Raw genomic sequence first — 22603 nt, 5'->3', positions numbered from 1 at the left:
GGGTAGCCTCCTACTCGATTAAAAACTAATTATTAGATCCGGCAAATCTCACGCGGGCACAGCTCACAATGACATATACCTTGCAGCATTTCCAAATCCTTTACGACGATCATGCCATTATCATATTCAACTGCATTTTTTTTACGCAAATCACTCAGCATCCGGTTTACACTTTCGCGGGTGGCACCGATCATATTGGAGAGGTCAGTATGAGTGATTTTTTTATGAATAAGGATATGTTCCCCATGAGGCTCTCCATAAGTGTTACACAGACGGATTAGCGTGGAGCATAGAGCACCGGGCTTGCCGTACATCATCAGATCGCGGAATTTGGTCTGAGTTATACGGTGGTGGGACCCCATCCATTTCATAAAGTCAATGGCAAAATCACAGTGCTGGCAAATAAGCAGCTCCAAATCCGTATGATCGACAACACCGATATCACTGTCCTCCAGAACTTCGGCAGAAAAGGAGTGCTTGGTACCGAAAAATGGATCAGCTTGACCAATCAGATCGCCGCTTTGGTACATATATAGTATAAGTTCCTTACCCTCATCCGTTGTTTTCGTTACTTTCACGCGTCCGCGCTTGATATAAAACAGCTTATCCGCTGTATCTCCTTCCCAGAACAGATGTGAGCTTTCTGGCATGACCCGATCCTTCATCATCACTTGCAGTCGGTTGAAGCTGGCCTCCGAGAAGCAACAGGTGTTGCCGCGGGCTTCCATTACGTTTGTAGGGTTTCTCATCGTCCATTTCCCCTTTGTTTCCTTTGTTTTTTTATCTGCAACTTGATCAATTCAAATTCATTATATACCTGTGCTATGCGTTTTTGGGGCAAGAAGAGGGGGTAAAAGTGGCAGAATTCCAAACTTTGTGATTTAATTCACTTCATAAAATAAAATTTTAAATAGATTGTGAAAAAAATCACAATATCTCTTAAAAAGCTGTGTTACGATCAGTGTGTGAACAAGAGATAGTACACGAGATAACAGGAGGATGAGGGAAATGGCTGTAAAAAACGAGGTAATCCAAAAAGAGCAAAGCGCTGAGCAGTATATTCAAACACTGATTGACCGGGGGAACCGGGCACAACAGGCTTTCATGAGTATGAATCAGGAGCAGATTGACGAAATCGTACAAGCTATGGCACTCGCAGGGATGGATAAGCACATGCATCTGGCGAAGCTGGCTGTTGAAGAAACAGGACGCGGTGTGTACGAGGACAAAATCACCAAAAACATGTTTGCTACAGAATATGTCTATCATAGTATCAAAAATGAAAAAACCGTCGGTGTCATTGAAGATAATGACTTTGACAGTTTTCAAAAAATAGCAGAACCCGTCGGCATCATTATGGGGATCACTCCAGTGACTAATCCGACTTCAACTACAATGTTCAAAGCGTTGATTGCTATTAAAACACGTAATCCGATCATTTTCGGTTTCCATCCATCTGCTCAATCGTGTAGTGCGGAAGCAGCTCGCGTCTTGCTTGAAGCAGCCGTCAAACATGGTGCTCCAGCCGATTGTATTCAATGGATTGAAGCTCCATCGATGGATAAGACAAATTCACTCATGAATCACCCGGATGTGGCGCTGATTCTGGCAACTGGTGGATCAGGCATGGTTAAGGCGGCATATAGCTGCGGTAAACCTGCTCTGGGCGTAGGTCCTGGTAACGTGCCTTGCTTCATTGAAAAGACAGCGGACATTAAGCAAGCTGTGACCGATCTCATCCTCTCCAAATCTTTTGATAACGGTATGATCTGTGCTTCCGAGCAAGCGGTTATTATCGAAGAGCCAATCTTCGAACAAGTCAAAAAATTGATGATCGCTAACGGTTGCTACTTTGTAAATAAAGAAGAAGCAGCTAAGCTCACTCAAGGAGCTATGAATGTCGAGAAATGTGCAGTGAACCCAGCTATCGTCGGGCAGTCTGCTGTAAAAATTGCTGAAATGAGTGGTATCACAGTACCAGCAGGAACTAAAATTTTGGTCGCTGAGATTGAAGGGGTAGGAACAAAATTCCCATTGTCTGCGGAAAAATTGAGTCCTGTGTTGGCTTGCTATAAAGTGAAAAATGCGGAACAAGGTATTCAACGCGCGGCTGAAGTCGTGGAATTCGGGGGCATGGGCCACTCGTCCGCTATTCATTCGAACGATGAGGACGTTATCGCTCGGTTCGCAAATCGTTTGCAAACAGGCCGTATTATTGTAAATGCACCTTCCACACATGGTGCGATCGGTGACATCTACAACACCAACCTTCCATCGCTGACACTCGGTTGTGGTTCGTACGGACGTAACTCGACTTCGTCGAACGTATCGGCAGTCAACTTGATTAATGTGAAAAGGGTGGCGAAACGTACGGTGAATATGCAATGGTTCAAAGTACCTTCCAAAATTTATTTTGAAAAAAATTCGACTCAATATCTTGCTAAAATGCCTGATATCACACGTGTAGCCATTATCACAGACCCTATGATGGTGAAACTCGGATATGTGGATCGTGTCATCCATTATTTACACCAACGCCAAACACCAGTAGCTATCGAAGTGTTCTCGGAAGTAGAGCCAGATCCATCGACAGTTACGGTAGAACGTGGTACTGAAATGATGAGACGTTTCCAACCGGATTGTATTATTGCATTGGGCGGCGGTTCGCCGATGGATGCGGCTAAAGGCATGTGGATGTTCTATGAATACCCAGATACTGATTTCAACAACTTGAAACAAAAATTCATGGATATCCGCAAACGGATCTACAAGTACCCGCGTCTTGGTCAGAAAGCACAATTTGTAGCCATTCCTACAACCTCGGGTACAGGTTCGGAAGTTACGTCGTTCGCAGTTATTACAGACAAAAATCAGGGCAACACGAAGTATCCGCTGGCTGACTATGAGCTGACTCCTGATGTGGCCATTATTGACCCTGAGTTTGTATACTCGCTGCCTAAAACAGCTGTAGCGGATACAGGTATGGACGTACTGACACATGCCATCGAGGCCTACGTGTCTGTAATGGCTAGTGACTACACAGATGGTCTGGCAATTAAAGCCATTCAGCTGGTATTCCAATATCTGGAGCAATCGGCTCTGAGTGGCGACAAACTGGCTCGTGAAAAAATGCATAATGCTTCCACGCTGGCAGGAATGGCGTTTGCCAATGCATTCCTGGGTATTAACCACAGTCTTGCGCACAAATGGGGCGGACAATACCATACAGCGCATGGTCGCACGAATGCCATTTTGTTACCACACGTCATTCGTTATAATGCGAAAAAACCGACGAAGTTTGCTTCGTTCCCTAAATATTCGCACTTTGTTGCGGATGAGCGTTATGCAGAAATTGCACGCATACTGGGACTGCCTGCCCGTACAACGGAAGAAGGGGTTAACAGTCTGATCGAAGCGATCCGCAAACTGAACAAAACACTCGGTATCGAGGAATCGTTCCAGCAAATCGGCTTCGATGCGAAGGATTTTGAATCGCGTGTAGATTATCTGGCTGACCGTGCTTTTGAGGATCAATGTACAACTGCGAATCCGAAGCTGCCGCTGGTTACCGAATTGGCTGATGTATACCGCAATGCCTTCTACGGACGTTTTGACCAATAATATATAGGTACGAAGAGGCTTGTGACTAAGCATTTTCCCGTTAATACCAACGCAGGCTCTCTATAATAGAGGGCCTGTTGGTTTGGGAAGGGAGGTGAACGGCAAGGATAAAAGTACGGGCGTGAAGCTAAAGAAAATAAAGTGATAAATGTCACCTATATTGTGATTTTTGTCACATACTACACTCTATCATTATTCTACAATAAGGGTGTAAGAAAGGTCCCGACACTGAGCGTAAGGCATCGGTGAAAAGGCCGGGCTCGAGACACAATTTTAATGTGAAAAAAATCACAAGTCCGGAAGACCAAACAATTTGGAGGGATTTACATGTCGGTGATTGAGAGAGAATTACAAGAGCAACAATCTGGCTGGAGAGGTTTCAAAAAAGGTAAATGGACTAAAGAAGTCAACGTCAACGATTTTATTGAAACCAACATCTTACCTTATGTCGGTAACGAAGAATTTCTAGTTGGCCCTACCGCCAACACAACTGCACTGTGGGATATTGTATCCGATCTTACCAAAAAAGAGTTGGCAAACGGCGGCGTGCTTGATGTAGACGTGAATACGCCATCCACCATTATTTCACATAAGCCGGGCTATCTAGACCGGGATAAAGAACAAGTTGTCGGTGTACAAACAGACGCTCCATTCAAACGCTCTTTGCAGCCGTTTGGTGGAATTCGGATGATGATCGACGCTTGCAAAGCCTATGGCTTTGAAGTACCGCAAAGCATTGTTGATATCTTCACTCATATTCGCAAAACGCATAATCAGGGTGTATTCGACGCTTATACCGATGATATGAGAGCAGCTCGTAAAGCGGGTATTATCACTGGTTTGCCAGATGCATATGGTCGTGGTCGCATTATCGGTGATTACCGTCGTGTAGCACTGTACGGCGCAGACTTCCTGATTAAAGACAAAAAGGCTCAACTGAAAAGCCTTGAAGTGGACTCCATGGAAGAAGATGTAATTCGTCTGCGTGAAGAAATTTCCGAGCAAATTCGCGCTTTGAACGAGCTGAAACAAATGGCTGCTGAGCATGGTTTTGACATCTCAAAGCCTGCTAACAACGCGAAAGAAGCTTTCCAATGGGTGTATTTTGGCTATCTGGCAGCGATCAAAGAACAAAATGGTGCAGCAATGTCCTTGGGACGTGTATCTTCCTTCCTTGATATCTATACTCAACGGGATCTGGAAGAAGGGGCAATGACAGAAGAGCAAGCACAAGAATTGGTCGATCATTTCGTTATGAAACTGCGTATTGTTAAATTCCTGCGCACACCTGATTATAACGAACTGTTCAGCGGAGACCCAACATGGGTAACTGAATCCATTGGCGGAATGTCCATTACTGGAGAAACCCGGGTTACTAAAAACAGCTTCCGTTTCTTGCACACCCTGTACAATCTGGGTCCTGCACCGGAACCAAACCTGACTGTACTATGGTCAGAAAAATTGCCTGAAGGCTTCAAAAAATATTGTGCCAAAGTATCCATTGAAACCAGCTCCATTCAGTATGAAAATGATGATTTGATGCGTCCGATTTATGGCGATGATTATGGTATTGCTTGTTGTGTGTCGGCAATGAAAATTGGTAAACAAATGCAATTCTTTGGTGCCCGTGCCAACTTGGCTAAAGCTCTGCTATATGCAATTAACGGCGGTGTGGATGAAAAATCAGGTGCTCAAGTGGGTCCTGAATATCCTGCAATTACAGGTGAAGTGCTGGATTACGAGGAAGTGCTGAGCCGCTTCAAGCCCATGATGGAATGGTTGGCAAAACTGTACATGAACACTTTGAACGTTATTCACTTCATGCATGACAAGTACAGCTACGAACGGATTGAAATGGCGCTGCATGACCGTGATATTGTCCGTACGATGGCTTGTGGTATTGCTGGTCTGTCCGTTGCAGCCGATTCCCTGAGCGCTATTAAACATACGAAGGTGAAACCGATCCGTAACGAAAAAGGCATCGCCATTGACTTTGAAATTGAAGGGGAATACCCTTGTTACGGTAATAACGATGATCGTGTTGATAACATCGCAGTAGAACTGGTAGAGTCCTTCATGGGCATGATCCGCAAGCACAAAGCTTACCGGAATGCGATTCCTACTCAATCTGTATTGACCATTACTTCCAACGTGGTGTACGGTAAGAAGACAGGTACAACACCGGATGGACGTAAAGCTGGCGAACCGTTTGCACCGGGTGCGAACCCAATGCACGGTCGCGACAAAAAAGGTGCCTTGGCTTCCCTTAGCTCCGTAGCTAAATTGCCTTACGAGCACAGTCTGGATGGTATCTCGAATACCTTCTCCATCGTGCCTAAAGCACTGGGTAAAGAAGAAGAAACACGCAAAACGAATCTCGTTTCCATGATGGACGGCTACTTTGGAAGCCATGCGCATCATCTGAACGTCAACGTGTTTGCTCGTGAACAATTGCTGGATGCGATGGATCACCCAGAAAACTATCCACAGCTTACAATTCGTGTGTCGGGTTATGCCGTTAACTTTATCAAGCTGACTCGTGAACAACAGCTGGATGTTATTAACCGTACCTTCCACGGTACAATGTAACAAAGCTTTACGTATTATATATTACAATGACGCACGCATAGCGGATGCGGGAAGGAAGATGCAACATGCTGAAAGGTCACATACACTCATTGGAAACCTTCGGGACCGTCGATGGTCCCGGCATCCGCTTCGTGCTTTTTATGCAAGGATGCTTGTTAAAATGTCAATATTGCCATAACCCGGATACTTGGGCTTTAAATGAAGGCAATCCAATGACACTGAAGGAGGTATTGGCTGAAATTGAGCCATATTTAGCCTACTACCGTTCTTCGGGAGGCGGATTGACCGTATCCGGTGGAGAACCGACACTGCAAGCTCATTTTGTAGCAGAGCTGTTCAAAGAAGTGAAGCAACGCTGGAATTTGCACACGACGCTGGACAGTAACGGTTTTAATGACGCAGGCCGTATCCAAGAACTGCTGGACGTAACGGACTTGGTGTTGCTGGATATTAAGCATATTGACAACGACAAGCATATTAAGCTTACAGGCAAGTCCAATGACCGTATGTTAAGTACGGCACGCTGGTTGTCTGAACAAGGACGCAAGATGTGGATTAGACACGTGTTTGTACCGGGTATTCATGATGATGAGCAGGATCTGCTGAATTTGGGACGGTTTATCGGAACGTTGAACGGAGTCGAAAAGTTCGAAATTTTACCCTACCATCAAATGGGTGTATACAAGTGGGAAATGCTCGGCAAGGTGTATCCGCTGGAAGGGGTTCCGTCCCCTACAGATGAAGAGGTTCAACGGGCTTATCGTCTCATTGAAGAGGGCCGGTTGGAGACTGCAGGGATACATGTCGCCGTCCGTCTGCAATAATGTTGAATGACTGTTAAAATACTTTCTGTTTATGAAGCCGCCGCCCCATCAGGTCAGATGGGGCGGCGTTTTTTTTATTGTAGTATTTCTTGCAGCCACAGGAGAAAGATCCCTTTTTTTTATGTTCAGCAAAATTCCCAGCAACTTTTGGGCAACATCCGCGTCTAATAGTATGACTTTTTACGGGGATGATAATAATTTGGTAATAGAAGGAGACAGACAATGAATTTCAAGAAATGGACCATGCTCACCGCGCTTGCGGTAGCTCAGGTGGCTGCAGTAGCCCCTGTAGGAGCAGAAGCAGTATCCACTGTTCAATCCACCGATTCGGTTAGCGGACAGCAGGCTCAGGCCAATGTCACAAATTCCGGCGTTGATAATAGCATCGGGGGACAAGATAGCACTGGAACACAAAATGACATGGTGACACCTGTTAACACAGGCGTATCCAATGATCCATTGTCCGGTTTGCCGACGGATACAACCAACGGATCGAACGTATCCAATGATGTATACGGTGGGGACGGAACGCTCACCAACCCTGGTGGTTCTCCAACATCCATGAGTGCAAATCAACTGATTTTGTATTTGAACAGCGCAAAAATGGAACAAAACGGACAGGTGTACACGGCGACTCAGCCGATGACAGTCAAGGACGGTGTTTCTTATGTAGCAATCCGTTCGCTTGTCAGCCGCGTCGGATTACAGTTTAGTTATGACACTGCTACCAAGGAAACCGTTATCACCCAAGGTACAGACGTGCTACGCTTCAAGACTGACAGCAAAATTTATACGGTTAACGGTGAGGCTCGACAAATGAAGGGACCGGCATTCCAGCAAAAGAACGTATTTATGGTGCCGTTGACTTCTATTACACAGGCCTTGAATATTCCTTATACTGTAAATAATACAACAAAACAGGTTATTATGGATTTGAATCAAAAGCCAAAAGCTTCCTTCACGGTTCAGCAAAAAGAAATCTATGCGGGCGAAACCCAAGTTACGTATTTGACGAAGGAATCTTCTCCTACAGGTCTTCCTATTGTGAATCAACGTTGGGAAGGCAAGCAGGACGTATTTCAAGAGCCAGGTACATATGCAGTTACCTATTCTGTTCTTGACTCCGCAGGGAACTGGAGTGATCCATACTCCGTGACCATCACAGTAAGACCGCCCAACCAACCGCCGGTCGCTCTGTTTACGACTGATAAAAAAGAATACAAAATGGGTGAAAAAATTACCATTACCGACTTGAGTACGGACGATGAAAATGCCATCACCAAGCGTGACTGGGTGAATAAGAAGCTGGCGTTTTTCGAGCCGGGTGATGTGACCATAACGCTGACCGTGACTGACAAGCATGGTGCAACAGGTACTGTAAGTCAAACGATTAAGATTACGAATGAGCTGCTATACAACGAAGATGATTTCAACAAAATCTTTACACCTTTTGGTGATAAATACAGTGTAGACGGTAGTCAGGTGCCTACCATGGCTACCATTCCGGTAACCAGTACATCTGCACCACGCCTTCTGATCCGTGCTAACAGCCCAGAACGTGTATTCCAGGATGGAATTGTGTATCAGGAAATGGGATCAGGCAGCACACGTATACTCGTCCATCATGTGAATGAAACGGGCAGAGATGTAAAAATGTACGTTATCGCAACCAACAATAATATTACTGCTGCCAATCTGAACGTCGAAAATTCCGGTTTCGCCGGCCCATCTGAGTTTGCGACAGCTGCGGGTAAGATTTCGATTCAGCGGTACTTTCAATCCATGCAGGATGGAAGCAAACGTTCCAGCACAGTTCTGAATCCAGGCGAAAGCCGCATTATTTTACAGGATTTAAATGCACAAAAAATTAAGCAAAAACAGGTCATTTCTCTCTTATCTGACTTGTATACGGATCAACCTATTCAATACACAGTTGTTGTGTTAGATGCAAATGCAGATCCATTGATTGCAATGCCTACTCTGGCAAAACTGCCTAAGGACGGAATTCATAACCGTGGAACGTATGCGAATTCGGATATTACGCTTGAATATACGGAGGAGGTTGGTAAAACAACTCAGCGTATCGTTCTTGGCGACAATAAAGTAGACCCGAACCTGCTTGGTTCAGACGGTCTGGACGGTTCTTCTTCCTCCAATGCGGGTAATTTTGGTGTTGTGTATAAGGTTAAACTGGATCGCGTAGCGCCGTATTCCCTGATTACATTTAACCCGCGTGGTGGTGAATACTCTGGCTATGCTATGGTAAATAATCAGGTCGTGGGTATCCCGACGAACGGCTCCGTGTGGGCTCCGAATGAGATGAGTGTACTGTATCGTACAGGTCATATCGAGGAGAGTGTAGAGATGTATTTCACTGCGGCTGCGGGCAGTAACTTGCCAGTTTCCGTGGTAGTTATGCCATTACCAGCTATTAAAAATTAATATGAACATCCGGTTTTGTTTATCGGTTTAGACCGAAGGGTCTCATCATTCACCGTTTAAAGTCAGATCACTTACAGAATAAAGACGTTCTCCTGCTGTGGATTCGGTTTCAGCACAGGAGAACGTCTTTTTCTTTATCAAGAGTGCGAATATCTCTTATAACTTTGGCTTTAATCGTGGTATAATAAGTAGATGCAAGCCTAAGCCTGCATCAGATAACCTGAAACTACAGACAGGGGAGGGTGAAACGCATGCTGACAAAGGATGAGATTATCGCAACAATGTCCGCTCAGGGGCTGCGTATTACGGATCAGCGCAAGACGCTGGCCACGTTATTTTCCGAGAATGAAGGGTATCTGTCCCCAAAAGACGTTTATGAATATATGGGTAAAAAATACAGCGGACTCAGCTTTGACACCGTTTACCGTAATTTGCGTGTGATGCAGGAATTGGGTGTGCTGGAGCAGGTATCTTTTGAGGATGGGATGAAGTTCAAGGTGAGCTGCAATGAGCATCACCACCACCATCATATGATTTGCCTGAGCTGTCAGAAAACTTTACCGATCTCTTTCTGCCCGATGCAGATGACAGATACGACAGATCAGTTCCAAATCGTTGAACACAAGTTTGAGATTTTCGGTTATTGCAAGGAATGCCAGAAGAAGAACGGGCAAGCAGAGGCTAATTCTAATGGGGGATACAAACAGGCGAGCGGTCACACTCACAGCCACGGAGGCTACTGAAATGAAGATTACCACACGTAGAGTGGTTCAAGCTCCGATTAAGTTATACCGATCCTATATTTCACCATTAAAGCCACCGACCTGCCGCTTCTATCCGACGTGTTCCCAGTACGCGTTGGAGGCGGTGGAGGTGCATGGTGCGTTCAAGGGCTCCTGGCTGGCCGCCAAACGTATAGCAAAGTGCCATCCCTTTCATCCAGGCGGTGTAGATCTGGTGCCTCCTGCTAAAAAGAGGGCGAATAGATCCGATAAAGATCGTTTTGCTGACCGTACCGGGAAGGGATTGACTTGACATAGCTATGCGGGTTTGGTTATATTTTGGATTATAATGTTTTCCTGCGAAGGGATGAGTAGGGTCTGACGTCCAGTACAGAGAGCCGGGGTTAGCTGCAAACCGGTCTGGAACGAAGCCTGAATATGGTCCTGGAGGAACCTTTTTCGAGCGAGTTTGTCACCAGTTCAATGGTTTATAGGGGGCGACCGTAAGGGAAAGGCGTGATCCAGCGTTAATGGGCGGTCGAAGTGACTGGTGAAGCCTGTAGTCTGCGAGGATACGGGAAATTTGGGTGGTAACGCGTGAGGTGACTCTCGTCCCATAGGGGCGGGGGTCTTTTTTGTGCCCAATTGGTGTGAAAAACATGAATTGGAGTACCAAATTCAAGGGAGCATGCCTTATTTTGCTGCCGTGAACAAAACAGGAGGCAATACACATGTCCAATGAGAAAACATTTTACATTACGACACCGATTTATTATCCAAGCGACAAGCTACATATCGGTCATGCTTACACTACGGTAGCCGGAGATGCAATGGCTCGCTACAAGCGGTTACGTGGCTACGATGTGCGCTATTTGACAGGAACGGATGAGCATGGTCAGAAGATTGAGCAGAAGGCGAGTGCGGCTGGCAAAACACCACAACATTTCGTTGATGATATTGTGGCAGGGATTCAGGATTTATGGCGGAAGCTCGACATATCCAATGACGATTTTATTCGCACAACGGAAGAACGTCACAAGAACGTTGTGCAGGAAATTTTTGATCGTTTGCTTAAGCAAGGAGACATTTACAAGGGCGAATACGAAGGCTGGTACAGCATTCCTGACGAAACTTATTACACGGAAACTCAATTGGTTGACGTGGTGAAGGATGCAGGAGGCAATGTGGCTGGAGGTAAAAGCCCGGACAGTGGGCATCCTGTAGAATTGGTCAAGGAAGAGTGTTACTTTTTCCGTATGAGCAAGTATGCTGATCGTTTGCTGAAATTTTATGAGGAGAACCCGCAGTTTATCCAGCCGGAGTCCCGTAAAAAAGAGATGATTAACAATTTTATCAAGCCGGGTTTGGAGGATTTGGCAGTATCCCGTACAACCTTTGACTGGGGAGTTAAGGTGAAGGGAGATCCGAAGCATGTCGTATACGTGTGGATTGATGCGCTCTCCAACTATATTACATCCCTGGGCTATGGTTCCTCCAATACCGAGCTGTACGATAAATTTTGGCCTGCCAATGTGCATATCGTTGGAAAGGAAATTGTACGGTTCCATACGATATATTGGCCGATCATGCTGATGGCGCTGGATCTCCCGTTGCCTAAGAAAGTATTTGCACACGGCTGGCTGCTCATGAAGGACGGTAAAATGTCCAAGTCCAAAGGTAACGTCGTTGACCCTGTAACGCTGATTGACCGCTATGGTCTGGATCAACTTCGGTATTACTTGCTGCGCGAGGTGCCTTTCGGCGCGGATGGAACCTTTACCCCGGAAAGCTTCGTTGATCGGGTCAATTCTGATTTGGCGAATGATCTCGGCAATTTGTTGAACCGTACCGTAGCGATGGTAGACAAATATTTTGAAGGCAAGGTTCCGGCTTATGAAGCGAATGTAACAGCATTCGACGGGGCTTTGGAGGAAATGGCAACAGCGACTTACAGTAAAGTAGAAGAAGCGATGGAAAACATGGAGTTTTCCGTGGCTCTAACGGCGATCAGTCAATTTATTAGCCGCAGCAACAAGTATATTGACGAAACACAACCATGGAACCTGGCCAAGGATGAGGACAAACGTCGTGAGCTGGCATCTGTTATGGTGCATTTGGTAGAAAGCTTGCGCATCGCGTCCATTTTGCTCCAACCGTTCTTGACCCGCGCTCCGTATAAAATTTGGGAACAGCTGGGTATCAAGGAAGGCGAATTGACGACATGGGATAGCGGTAAGCAATTTGGTCGTATTCCAGAAGGAACGCAACTGATCAAAGGCAATCCTATCTTCCCACGTCTGGATTCAGAGCCGGAGGTTGCTTTCATCGTGGAAGCGATGACGGGGGGCAAGAAGCCAGAGGAAGCTACTGCGCAGCCTCAACCGCAGAATGCGACTGAGGCGGGCCAGGAAGCCCCAGAGGCGAAGGAAGAGATTGGTATTGAGGACTTTACCAAGGTAGAACTGCGCGTCGCTCAGGTTATCTCCTGTGAGCCTGTGAAGAAGGCCGATAAGCTGTTGAAGCTCCAACTTGATCTTGGTTATGAGCAGCGACAGGTCGTATCGGGCATTGCCAAGTTTTATACGCCCGAGGATATGGTTGGACGCAAGGTGATTTGTGTGACGAATCTTAAGCCTGTGAAACTGCGAGGGGAGCTATCACAAGGGATGATTTTGGCAGCATCACACGGAGATCAGCTTACGCTGGCTACAGTACCGGAAAGCATGCCTAACGGCGCGATTGTAAAATAAATAAAGGTTGTAATAAAACGTATGTCCTTCGGCTTTCATGCCAGGGCATACGCTTTTTGGGTTGCAACATATTTGGCTGCTTCCTCACGTATGTTTTAGTAATAGAGCTTGTTTTGCTCACGTTTACTTAAGACTGGCGGGAGGAAATGATGATGACGGATGTTAACGCCGGGTTGGCGATCATAGCAGGACTGGTTTCTTTTTTCTCACCTTGCTGTTTGCCACTGTACCCCTCTTATTTATCTTATATGACGGGTATGTCGGCACGTGAACTGGCCGAAGGAAGGCATAAGTCTGAGGTGCGTTACCGTACGATGGGACATACCCTTGCTTTTGTACTGGGCTTTTCCGTTGTGTTTTATTCCTTGGGTGCAAGCGTAGGGTTGCTGGGAGAATGGTTTGGCAATTATGGGGATACGCTAAGAGTGGTTGCGGGGATACTGATCTTGATGATGGGGCTGTTATCTCTTGGTGTGATACGGCCTTTGATTTTAATGCGGGAGCATAAGCTTCGCTGGACATGGAAGCCTGCCGGTTACGCCGGTTCCTTTGTGATCGGAATCGGATTTGCGGCAGGCTGGTCTCCCTGTATCGGTCCCATGCTGACAGCTATTATCGCTTTAGCGGCAGTAGAGCATCATACCTGGTTCAAGCTGGTCACAGGCTACGCGCTTGGCTTTGCGATTCCATTTTTTGCATTGGCTTTACTGACTGGCTCTGTTCGTCTATCCTCGCGTTATACGTCAATTATCGTCAAAACAGGCGGTATACTGCTTGTTATTACTGGTATTTTGCTGGTAACCGATCATATGACAGATGTAACATTGTTTTTACAACGGATTACCCCGGATTGGATGCTGGTTATGTGAAATACTCAATACGACTTAATGGAAAATGTTCAAAAATGCGCTCGGTGATAAATTCTCGCAGGGCGTTTTGCTGTTCATCAGGGTAAACGTATTTATTTTGTCCCCAGCGGCCCCATTTTTTCTTGCGTTTCTCCATGTCCATTTCCAGCTTGGTTTTGGGATAACGCTTCTCGATTACAGCCTTGGACGTTTTGGTAAAACGGTGCTGAATCAATTCGAACGTCAGATCTTTTGTGGCATCATGAGGCAAGGTTTCCCCCAGTTTGCGCAGCAGCTCGCCATATCCTTCTTCCCAGCCGTCATACCAGATGATCGGGGCGATAATAAAGCCTAGCGGATAACCGGCTCGGGCGATTTTACCTGCTGCTTCAATACGTTCCTCGAAGCGTGAAGTCGCAGGCTCGAACTGTTTAATCACATAATCGGAATTAATGCTAAAACGAATGCGTGTATGGCCATTATGCTGAATATCCAGCAGTGGATCGACATGATGATATTTGGTAACAAAACGCAGGCGACCAAATTCTTCATCTGCCATAAAACGAATCAATTCTCCGAGCGATTCGGTGATATGCTCCAAACCAACAGGGTCTGAGGTACAGGCTGCTTCAAAACGAGTAATTTCGGGCGCACGTTCCTCGATGTAGCCTTTAGCTGCCGATAAGATATCATCGGTATTGACATAGACGCGTATATACGGCTTTGCCCCTAATGTCGTTTGCAAATAACAATAGTGGCAGTGTCCCATACATCCGGTCGAAATGGGAATGGCATATTCAGCAGAGGGCTTGGACTGGTCGAAGGTTAGCGTTTTGCGAATACCGACGACCAGCGTTTTTTTCGCCATTCTATACTTTTCAACTTCGGTTTCGCCCGGTAAATTGGTAATTCGGTTATGAGATGTGGTCATACGATACGGAATGTCTTTGACTTTGACCCAATCCATAATACGCTGACCCTTGGGAAAATTCAGTGCGTCCGGCTCGAAAAATACCAGATCAGGCACGAATGGTTTGGTTCCTTTGGTTTTGACAAGAGTACGCTCAAGCGTGGACATGGGTAACGCTCCTTTCAGGAATAAATATCCAGTAGTAGCTCGGGTGTCCAACTCTAACTCATGCCATAGGAGAATGATACAGGGACGCTATTAGTGTGCCCTGCTTAAATTGAACAAATCGTGGCAATAGCTGTGAGCAGATGGATGAGACTTGCCAATAGGCAATGATAACATGTATCATTATATATGTAGGTTCAACGCAGGAAATGAAGGCGGTAAGCGCCCGTTCAATAATAGAAAAGAGGGAAACAAGTGCCAACGCCAAGCATGGAAGATTATTTGGAGCGCATTTACCAGCTGATTGATGAGAAGGGATACGCCCGTGTCTCGGATATCGCAGAGGGTCTGGAGGTCCATCCTTCGTCCGTTACCAAGATGATCCAGAAGCTGGATAAGGACGACTATCTCGTATATGAGAAATATCGGGGATTAATTTTAACACCCAAAGGGAAAAAGGTCGGCAAACGGCTGGTTGATCGCCACCAGTTACTAGAGCAATTTCTGGATATGATTGGGGTCGACAAGGACCTGATCTATAAAGATGTGGAAGGTATTGAGCACCATTTAAGCTGGGATTCCATCACCCGCATTGAGACATTGGTCGAATATTTCCGCCGGGATGAAGATCGTTTGCGCCAGCTTCACGATATACACAAGGAATTGAGTGGTGATTCCTGACAGACATCGTCCGTAAGGACAGATGCTTTTTTTATTTGTCCCTACCGCAACAAATACCCGGGTATTAGCGTCTATCCATTATATAGCAGGACAAGACAGGGGTTAAAAATTAACGGGTTAGCGGAGGATTGTAATCATATGAATTGGAAGAAAACATGGGCACTGGCTGCGGGTTTACTGTTGGCGGTGCAGACGGTAGTTGTGCAAGGAGCGCAAGCGGCTCCAAACGTAGAGATTGAAATTATATTGGATGGGCAACCACTGCAAAGTGATGCGTCGCCGTACATTGTACAGGGAGCCAACGTAACGATGGTACCCTTGCGGGTGATCAGTGAGGGATTAGGCGCTCAGGTCAACTGGTCAGCATCGTCCGGTACGGTAACCATTACAGCACAAGACAAGAACATTTCTATGGAAAACGGCGGACAGAGTGCTATGGTGAATGGCAAGTCAGTTCGATTGGACGCATCTGCGCGTATGACGAGCGGAAGAGTCATGGTGCCGCTGCGTTTTGTTGGGGAAGAGTTGGGATTAAAAGTGGACTGGCAGGCTTCAGAGCGAGTCATTACGTTAAGTAGTGGTAAAGAGAGTGCCGCCACTGGCGGAACAACATCCTCCGTTGGCGGCTCCAGCTCCAATACGACCACATCTGACAATCCGGGAACTGTAGATACGAAACAGGGAATCAATGATGATGAGCAAGCGAGTGTTACTTCTCCGTCAACATCAACCAATGAGGGAAGCTCCAATTCTTCGCAGGGAAATGTCGTGCAAGTGAAAGCTTCGACTTCTATGCGCGGGGCTTGGATTTCTACGATTAACGGGGATTGGCCTTCTTCTGCCGCCCGAAGCAGCACCGAGAAGCAAAAGCAGGAATTCACTAAAATGCTTGATGATTTGCAGGGTATGGGTATTAATGCGGTTTTTGTTCAGGTCCGGGCCAGCGGGGATGCGCTGTATCCGTCCAATCTCGTGCCATGGAGCAAATACCTGACGAACACCCAGGGGAAAAATCCAGGCTATGATCCTTTAAAATTTATGATTAGCGAATCGCACAAGCGGGGGATGGAGTTCCATGCCTGGTTTAACCCTTTCCGCGCCAATTCTACAGGAACGACCAGTAGTTTAGCTGCAAACCATGTCGCTAACCAACATCCGGATTGGATCGTTAAGAATGGCAGCCAGCTATACATTAATCCGGGTATTCCCGCCGCTCGCCAGCATGTCATTGCTGCGATTATGGAGGTTGTGGATGGATATGATATTGACGGTGTTCATTTAGACGACTATTTTTATCCATACAGCGGTACTTTTGATGATGATGCGACCTTTAAAGCGTATAACGCCAACAATATTTCTAACAAGGGCGACTGGCGGAGAGATAATGTGAACAGCTTTGTCCGTGATCTGGGCAAAAGCATCCATGCAAGCAAGTCCAAAGTGCAGTTTGGTATTAGTCCTTTTGGAGTGTGGCGCAACAAGTCTCAAGACTTAACCGGATCAGATACGAAGGCAGGCGTTACAGCGTATGATACGACATTTGCCGATGTACGTACCTGGATTAACAAAGGCTGGATTGATTATGTAGCTCCACAGATATATTGGAGTATCGGTTTCCCGGCCGCTGGCTATGACAAGCTTGTGGCATGGTGGTCCAATGAGGTCAAAAATTCAGATGTTAAGCTGTACATCGGACATTCTCCTTATAAAATCGGCACTCCTGAAAAGGGCTGGCAATCTGCCGAAGAGCTGATTAAGCAGCTCAAGCTGAACGAAAATTATAATCAGGTTAAAGGGGATATTTATTTTAGTGCCCAGCATTTACGGAAAAATCCGTACGGACTCATTCAGCTTCTTCAAAATTATTATCAATAATGATGTAAAATGGATCATATAGGTTCTAAATAAGCCTCCGTTCTCATACATAAGCAGTAGTACTGCTTACTCCCAAGAGAACGGAGGTTTTTTGATCTATGCTGATCAATGCTGTGTTCCAGGGTGGAGGGGTTAAGGGTATATCGCTGGCGGGTGCAGTCAAGGCTGCGGAGGAGCATGAAATTGTATTCAACCGCGTAGCGGGTACATCATCAGGTGCTATTGTAGCTGCTTTGTTGGCGGCAGGATATTCAGCAGATGAAATGAAAGCCGTGATCGAGAAAACCCCCTTGGTCAGCTTGTTACGGCGTTCTCCGGTGTTTAACATCAAATGGGTTGGACCGGCAGCTCGTATTTTTCTTAAAAAAGGGCTGTACTCCGGAGAAGCGTTGGAGCATTGGGTGCGGGAGTTGTTGCTTGCCAAGGGAGTGCGTACGTTCGCGGATCTGCCTCCAGGCAAGCTGCGCATTATTGCTTCAGACATAACGAACGGACGCATTCTGGTGCTTCCTGAGGATATCAAACGTTTTGGAATGAACGCCTCTTCACTGGAGGTGGCAAAAGCCATTCGGATGAGCACAAGCATCCCATATTTTTTCGATCCCGTTATGCTGAGACTTGATCCTTTGCACACGAAAGGGAAAAAATTTTCACAGCAATTTGTGTTTGTTGTCGATGGGGCATTGTTAAGTAATCTGCCTTTATGGCTTTTTGATGAGCCTGTAAATGAACGAAAGGCCAAAACCATTCCAACAGTAGGCTTTCAGATGGTGGGCAAAACGGGAACTGAAATGAAGGTTTCATATATAAGAGGTCCATTGACGATGCTGCAAGCCATTTTTGATACGATGCTATCAGCGCATGATGAGCGTTATATTGAGCAGGAGAACCGATATCGGACGATTAAAATCCCGACGCTGGGCATTCGCACAGCACAGTTCAACATTTCTCCTGAGCAAAGCAATTTGCTTTATGATTCTGGTGTGCAGGCAGGAGACGCTTTTTTCCACAAGTGGAGCATTGCTTCTTACCAACAGCAGTATAACAAGTATCAATTACTGAAGGATACGATGTATGCCATGAAATAATTACTTGTTAGTTGGAGCTGGAATCAAGAGGTTAAAAAGGAGCCATTTCCCGGTCATTTTTCATTACGCGGGTGATGGCTCCTTTGTGTATCATGTTAGAGTGTGATCGACTAATGATACTTAGGTTGTTCTTCATCGTTTTTGCCCTTAGAGCCTTCAATAACATGAAAAGGGTACGCTTTACGCTTGCCTGTAGTCTGCTGCTTGTGTGTATTGGCTGTTTTGGCCATCGTGCGTGCAGAGGGTTTAATCTTGGGGGTACGGGGGCGTCGTCCTGGCAGGTATTTGTACAGCAGAAATATAACTGCAAAAACAAGGACGGGAATCAATAAACTCATAAGAAAGCCCCAGCTTCCTCTCCATACCATATCCACAATCCCATATGCGCACAAGGCAAGGGTAAGCCAGAAAATAACCGCATGTCTGTTCATCTTTCACTCATCCTTTCACAGGATCAAGGACCGAGCTGTTGAAGGTCTCCTTTACAGGTACATTTTCCAACTCGGCATCCAATTCCAGCATACGCTTGAATGAAGCAATGGATACCTCTACTTGATCATCGGTCGGTTCTTTGGTGGTAAGTAGTTGCAGCCACAGGCCGGGGTATCCCAAATAACGGAGTACCGGAATCTCCCGCAGGGCATTGGTTAGCTTGAGAAATTCAAAAGAAAGCCCCAGCACGATTGGAAGCAGCAAAAGTCGCTGTCCCATACGCTCCCACAGATTATCATACGTAAACAGGGAATATACAAGTACCCCTATGATCACCGTGAGCATGATGAAGCTGCTACCGCAACGGTAATGCAGACGACTGTATTTTTGCACATTAGCAGGAGTTAGTTCTTCACCCGCTTCATATGCGGTAATCACCTTATGTTCCGCTCCGTGATACTGGAACAGTCGTTTAATCAACGGAGTTTGGGAAATGCCCCATAAATAACCTAATAGCAGAATGAGCTTAATGGCCCCTTCCGCAAGGTTATGCAGAATCTGGTTGTGAAATAAATTCCCGAACAGGAAGTTTTCCACGATAACCGGAACGAGGGTCAACACAATTTTGCCAAACAGGAAGGATAAAATGCCGACCGCAGCTACGCCGATCATCATACTTAGGCTCCAGCGGGATTCTTCTTTTTTCTTTTGTTCAGCGCGTTCTTCCGGGTCCACTTCATCATCAGCATACGCATCGGCTGAATAGTTCAAATGCTTTGTACCCTTGGCACTGGAGTCGATGATGCTTACAATTCCCCGCAACAATGGGATTCTGCGAAATTTGGACACCCAGGATTGCTCCTTGCGCGGTACTTCCAAATATGTGATTTCGCCAGTCTTGCGGCGAACTGCCGTGACATTGACACGCTTGCCGCCGAACATGACACCTTCAATGACTGCCTGACCACCGTAGCTTACAGGCTTGGATGCTTGTGACAACCGTCTCACCTCTCTTTACACGTGCTTTTTGTATATTGTATCGAATTTGGAAGGGAATATCTAGTTGAGTGTTAAACTCATCCCCATCGGAGCATACTACCTAGCAAAATGGATATGCACGAATCCATCGGAAATGCATTCTTCTTTATGCGCCAATAAAAGTCATCCTTTTCGCATGGAAAAAGTTTGGCATCTTGAAAGGGGATCAATCAACATGAGTGAAGCCTACTCCATACCCAAGGCAGGCCATGATCAGGAACAGACTCGCGAATCTCAGGATCAACGCGACCATAACAATAATAACAGCCGTAGAGGCAGGCAGCAGTCGGGCAAAATACATACGCCACTTATTCCTTTTGCACTCGAACTGGGCTTTTTTGCGGGCTTGCTCTGGGGCTTGCTGCGCTGGTTGTTTTATACATTGCATTTTACGGTAGTCGCACCGGGATTTTTGGCAGAGCCTTTTTTCAAGCATTCGTTCATGAAAACGACGGCGGGGCATCTGGTGGGTCTACTGTTTTTTATGGCATTATCAGTTGTAGTATCGCTGGTGTACACATTGATGTTTCGTAGATATAAGGGGCCTTTGCCTGGCATCGTGTACGGTCTGGTCTGGTGGGTTATTTTATTCGTGTTGACAGGTCCGAAGCTCGGGATGATGAATCCGCTTCATCGTTTGACCTGGGATTCCATATATACGGAAATTTGTGTGTTTATACTGTGGGGGCTATTTATCGGATACACCGTTGCTGTTGAGTATACGGACGAGAGAAAGCGCGAGCCTGAGAAAGCTGGGGACTGAGCACAACAAAAACTTCTCAAGCGGCTATCGCCTGTGTTAAAATAGCATTTGGTTATTTGACAGAGGGGAGCGGGATGAAAGATGAAGAATGACCGGGTGTTAAAGCTGCGGCAGGCGCTGGGCGAGCATGATCTGCGGGCTATATTGATTACAAGCCCTGTCAACCGCCGATATTTGACAGGATTCACAGGTTCGTCGGGTTATGTGCTGATTACGGAATCTCACAGCTACCTGCTGACCGACTTTCGTTATATGACACAGGCTGCCGAACAAGCGGCAGGTTTTACGGTGGTGCAGCACGCTGCACAAGTCATGGAAACGGTGAAAGAGCTGTTGTCCTCCCATCAGATCGGCGAAACAGGCTTCGAGCAGGATCATGTATCTGTTGCGACGCATAAAGCTTACAGTGAAGATTTGTCCCCTGTTACATTGATTCCAGTATCGGGAATTGTAGAAAAGCTACGGGTGTACAAGGATGCGGAAGAACTGGAAGTGATGCAGCGGGCGGCGGATTTGGCAGATGCTACATTTGCACACATTTTGCCTTACATCAAACCGGGTGTCAGCGAGCGTGAGCTGGATCTGGAAATGGAATTCTTCATGCGTAAGCAGGGAGCTACGTCTTCCTCCTTTGACACGATTGTGGCATCCGGGGTTCGTTCGGCACTGCCTCACGGTGTTGCCAGCTCCAAGTTGGTACAAGCGGGCGAACTGATTACGTTTGATTTCGGTGCTTTGCTGGATGGCTACTGCTCCGATGTGACACGTACAGTAGCTACACAAGGGGATTTGTCGCCGCAGCTACGTGAGATCTATGATATTGTGCTCAAGGCGCAGCTTCACGTATTGGAACATATTAAGCCGGGGATGACGGGCCGAGAAGCGGATGCGCTGACACGGGATATTATTGCAAGCCATGGCTATGGAGACAATTTCGGACACAGCACGGGTCATGGTTTGGGTCTGGAGGTTCATGAATCCACGCGTCTGTCGAAGGCAAGCGATGATATTTTGGAGCCTGGCATGGTTGTAACAGTTGAACCTGGTATTTATGTACCTGGATTGGGCGGCGTACGGATCGAGGATGATATCGTTATTACAGATAGCGGCATCAAGGTATTAACACATTCAAGCAAAGAATTTACAGTCGTTTAATAACGATAACAGTCCTGTAGGAGGGGTATTTTAGTGATTAACGTTAATGATTTCAAAACAGGCTTGACCGTCGAGGTAGACGGAGATATTTTTACAGTGCTGGACTTCCAGCACGTAAAACCAGGTAAAGGTGCGGCATTCGTGCGCTCCAAGCTGAAAAACCTGCGTAACGGCAACACGGTTGAACGTACATTCCGTGCGGGTGAAACGATTGGCCGCGCGCAAATTGAAAACCGTGGTGTGTCATACCTCTATGCGAGCGCAGACGAGCATACATTCATGGACAACGAAACATACGATCAATTCAACCTTTCCAGTGATCAACTGAAATGGGAACTTAACTTCCTGCAAGAAAACATGAATGTAAACATCATTAGCTATAATGGTGAAATTCTCGGGATTAACCTGCCTAACAGCGTAGAACTGAAGGTTATTGACACGGAGCCGGGTATTAAAGGCAACACGGCTACAGGTGCTACCAAAAATGCTAAAGTTGAAACAGGACTGAACGTTCAGGTTCCTTTGTTCATTAACCAGGATGATGTACTGCTGATTGATACACGCGATGGTAAATATATTTCACGCGCATAAAATGTTTTGGCTTCTTCATATCCTCTGTCCTTGTCAAGGACAGAGGATTATTTGTTATGAATAACTGTTATTAAAAAACATTGGCTCCGCATAGCACTTTCGTATTATA

The 22603-nt window shown here is 46.3% G+C and carries 18 protein-coding genes; 14 read left to right on the top strand and 4 right to left on the bottom strand.

Annotated features, from left to right (window positions below; translation table 11 throughout):
* Window positions 1-32: 32 nt before the first annotated feature.
* A complete protein-coding gene (locus ACIFQM_RS20695; RefSeq protein WP_430042566.1) occupies window positions 33-749 on the bottom strand; it encodes a Crp/Fnr family transcriptional regulator in 717 nt (238 codons plus the stop codon).
* Window positions 750-1008: 259 nt separating this feature from the next.
* Between ACIFQM_RS20695 and adhE the strand changes: the two genes are divergently transcribed.
* From adhE to ACIFQM_RS20655, 8 genes are all read left to right on the top strand, one after another.
* Window positions 1009-3621: a bifunctional acetaldehyde-CoA/alcohol dehydrogenase gene (gene adhE, locus ACIFQM_RS20690; protein ID WP_137063582.1), complete on the top strand. Its 2613-nt coding sequence runs from the start codon at window positions 1009-1011 to the stop codon at window positions 3619-3621.
* Between the two features lie 327 nt (window positions 3622-3948).
* Window positions 3949-6210, top strand: a complete 2262-nt coding sequence (pflB, locus tag ACIFQM_RS20685) for a formate C-acetyltransferase (protein WP_430042568.1) — start codon at window positions 3949-3951, stop codon at window positions 6208-6210.
* Window positions 6211-6275: 65 nt separating this feature from the next.
* Window positions 6276-7034 carry a pyruvate formate-lyase-activating protein gene (gene pflA, locus ACIFQM_RS20680; RefSeq protein ID WP_430042570.1) on the top strand — a complete coding sequence of 253 codons (759 nt, stop codon included), beginning with the start codon at window positions 6276-6278 and terminating at the stop codon, window positions 7032-7034.
* Window positions 7035-7256: 222 nt separating this feature from the next.
* Window positions 7257-9476, top strand: coding sequence for a stalk domain-containing protein (locus ACIFQM_RS20675; RefSeq protein ID WP_430042572.1), 2220 nt, complete (start codon window positions 7257-7259; stop codon window positions 9474-9476).
* A gap of 251 nt (window positions 9477-9727) precedes the next feature.
* On the top strand, window positions 9728-10219 hold the full coding sequence (locus ACIFQM_RS20670; protein ID WP_430066027.1) for a Fur family transcriptional regulator: 492 nt from the start codon (window positions 9728-9730) through the stop codon (window positions 10217-10219).
* 1 nt (window position 10220) lies between these two features.
* The gene (gene yidD, locus ACIFQM_RS20665; RefSeq protein WP_430042577.1) at window positions 10221-10511 is read left to right on the top strand and encodes a membrane protein insertion efficiency factor YidD; all 291 of its coding nucleotides are present in this window, start codon (window positions 10221-10223) and stop codon (window positions 10509-10511) included.
* Between the two features lie 418 nt (window positions 10512-10929).
* Window positions 10930-12948, top strand: coding sequence for a methionine--tRNA ligase (gene metG, locus ACIFQM_RS20660; protein WP_430042580.1), 2019 nt, complete (start codon window positions 10930-10932; stop codon window positions 12946-12948).
* A gap of 152 nt (window positions 12949-13100) precedes the next feature.
* On the top strand, window positions 13101-13817 hold the full coding sequence (locus tag ACIFQM_RS20655) for a cytochrome c biogenesis CcdA family protein (RefSeq protein WP_430042582.1): 717 nt from the start codon (window positions 13101-13103) through the stop codon (window positions 13815-13817).
* Here the strand turns inward: ACIFQM_RS20655 and splB are convergent.
* Entirely contained in the window at window positions 13810-14874 is a 1065-nt protein-coding gene (splB, locus tag ACIFQM_RS20650) for a spore photoproduct lyase (RefSeq protein WP_430042585.1), read from the bottom strand. The genes ACIFQM_RS20655 and splB overlap by 8 nt on opposite strands.
* A 252-nt stretch (window positions 14875-15126) precedes the next feature.
* On the opposite strand from splB, the gene mntR reads away from it, so the two are divergent.
* From mntR to ACIFQM_RS20635, 3 genes are all read left to right on the top strand, one after another.
* Window positions 15127-15552: a transcriptional regulator MntR gene (gene mntR / locus ACIFQM_RS20645; protein WP_007430946.1), complete on the top strand. Its 426-nt coding sequence runs from the start codon at window positions 15127-15129 to the stop codon at window positions 15550-15552.
* Between the two features lie 138 nt (window positions 15553-15690).
* Window positions 15691-17427 (top strand): family 10 glycosylhydrolase, encoded by a 1737-nt coding sequence (locus tag ACIFQM_RS20640; RefSeq protein WP_430066025.1) that lies wholly within the window; start codon window positions 15691-15693, stop codon window positions 17425-17427.
* A gap of 98 nt (window positions 17428-17525) precedes the next feature.
* Entirely contained in the window at window positions 17526-18515 is a 990-nt protein-coding gene (locus ACIFQM_RS20635) for a patatin-like phospholipase family protein (RefSeq protein ID WP_430066023.1), read from the top strand.
* A gap of 110 nt (window positions 18516-18625) precedes the next feature.
* Here ACIFQM_RS20635 and ACIFQM_RS20630 read toward each other — a convergent pair whose 3' ends face one another.
* Window positions 18626-18946: a hypothetical protein gene (locus ACIFQM_RS20630; RefSeq protein WP_430066021.1), complete on the bottom strand. Its 321-nt coding sequence runs from the start codon at window positions 18944-18946 to the stop codon at window positions 18626-18628.
* A gap of 7 nt (window positions 18947-18953) precedes the next feature.
* Entirely contained in the window at window positions 18954-19946 is a 993-nt protein-coding gene (locus tag ACIFQM_RS20625) for a DUF1385 domain-containing protein (protein ID WP_430066019.1), read from the bottom strand.
* 214 nt (window positions 19947-20160) lie between these two features.
* Between ACIFQM_RS20625 and ACIFQM_RS20620 the strand changes: the two genes are divergently transcribed.
* From ACIFQM_RS20620 to efp, 3 genes are all read left to right on the top strand, one after another.
* Window positions 20161-20748 carry a YqhR family membrane protein gene (locus ACIFQM_RS20620; protein WP_430042594.1) on the top strand — a complete coding sequence of 196 codons (588 nt, stop codon included), beginning with the start codon at window positions 20161-20163 and terminating at the stop codon, window positions 20746-20748.
* 81 nt (window positions 20749-20829) lie between these two features.
* Window positions 20830-21903 carry a M24 family metallopeptidase gene (locus ACIFQM_RS20615; RefSeq protein WP_430066017.1) on the top strand — a complete coding sequence of 358 codons (1074 nt, stop codon included), beginning with the start codon at window positions 20830-20832 and terminating at the stop codon, window positions 21901-21903.
* 33 nt (window positions 21904-21936) lie between these two features.
* Window positions 21937-22494: an elongation factor P gene (efp, locus tag ACIFQM_RS20610; protein WP_044647663.1), complete on the top strand. Its 558-nt coding sequence runs from the start codon at window positions 21937-21939 to the stop codon at window positions 22492-22494.
* Window positions 22495-22603 lie beyond the last annotated feature (109 nt).

It is taken from the genome of Paenibacillus sp. NRS-1782, assembly GCF_050467685.1.
Lineage (GTDB): Bacteria > Bacillota > Bacilli > Paenibacillales > Paenibacillaceae > Paenibacillus > Paenibacillus terrae_A.
This window is presented reverse-complemented; position numbering and strand designations above follow the sequence as displayed.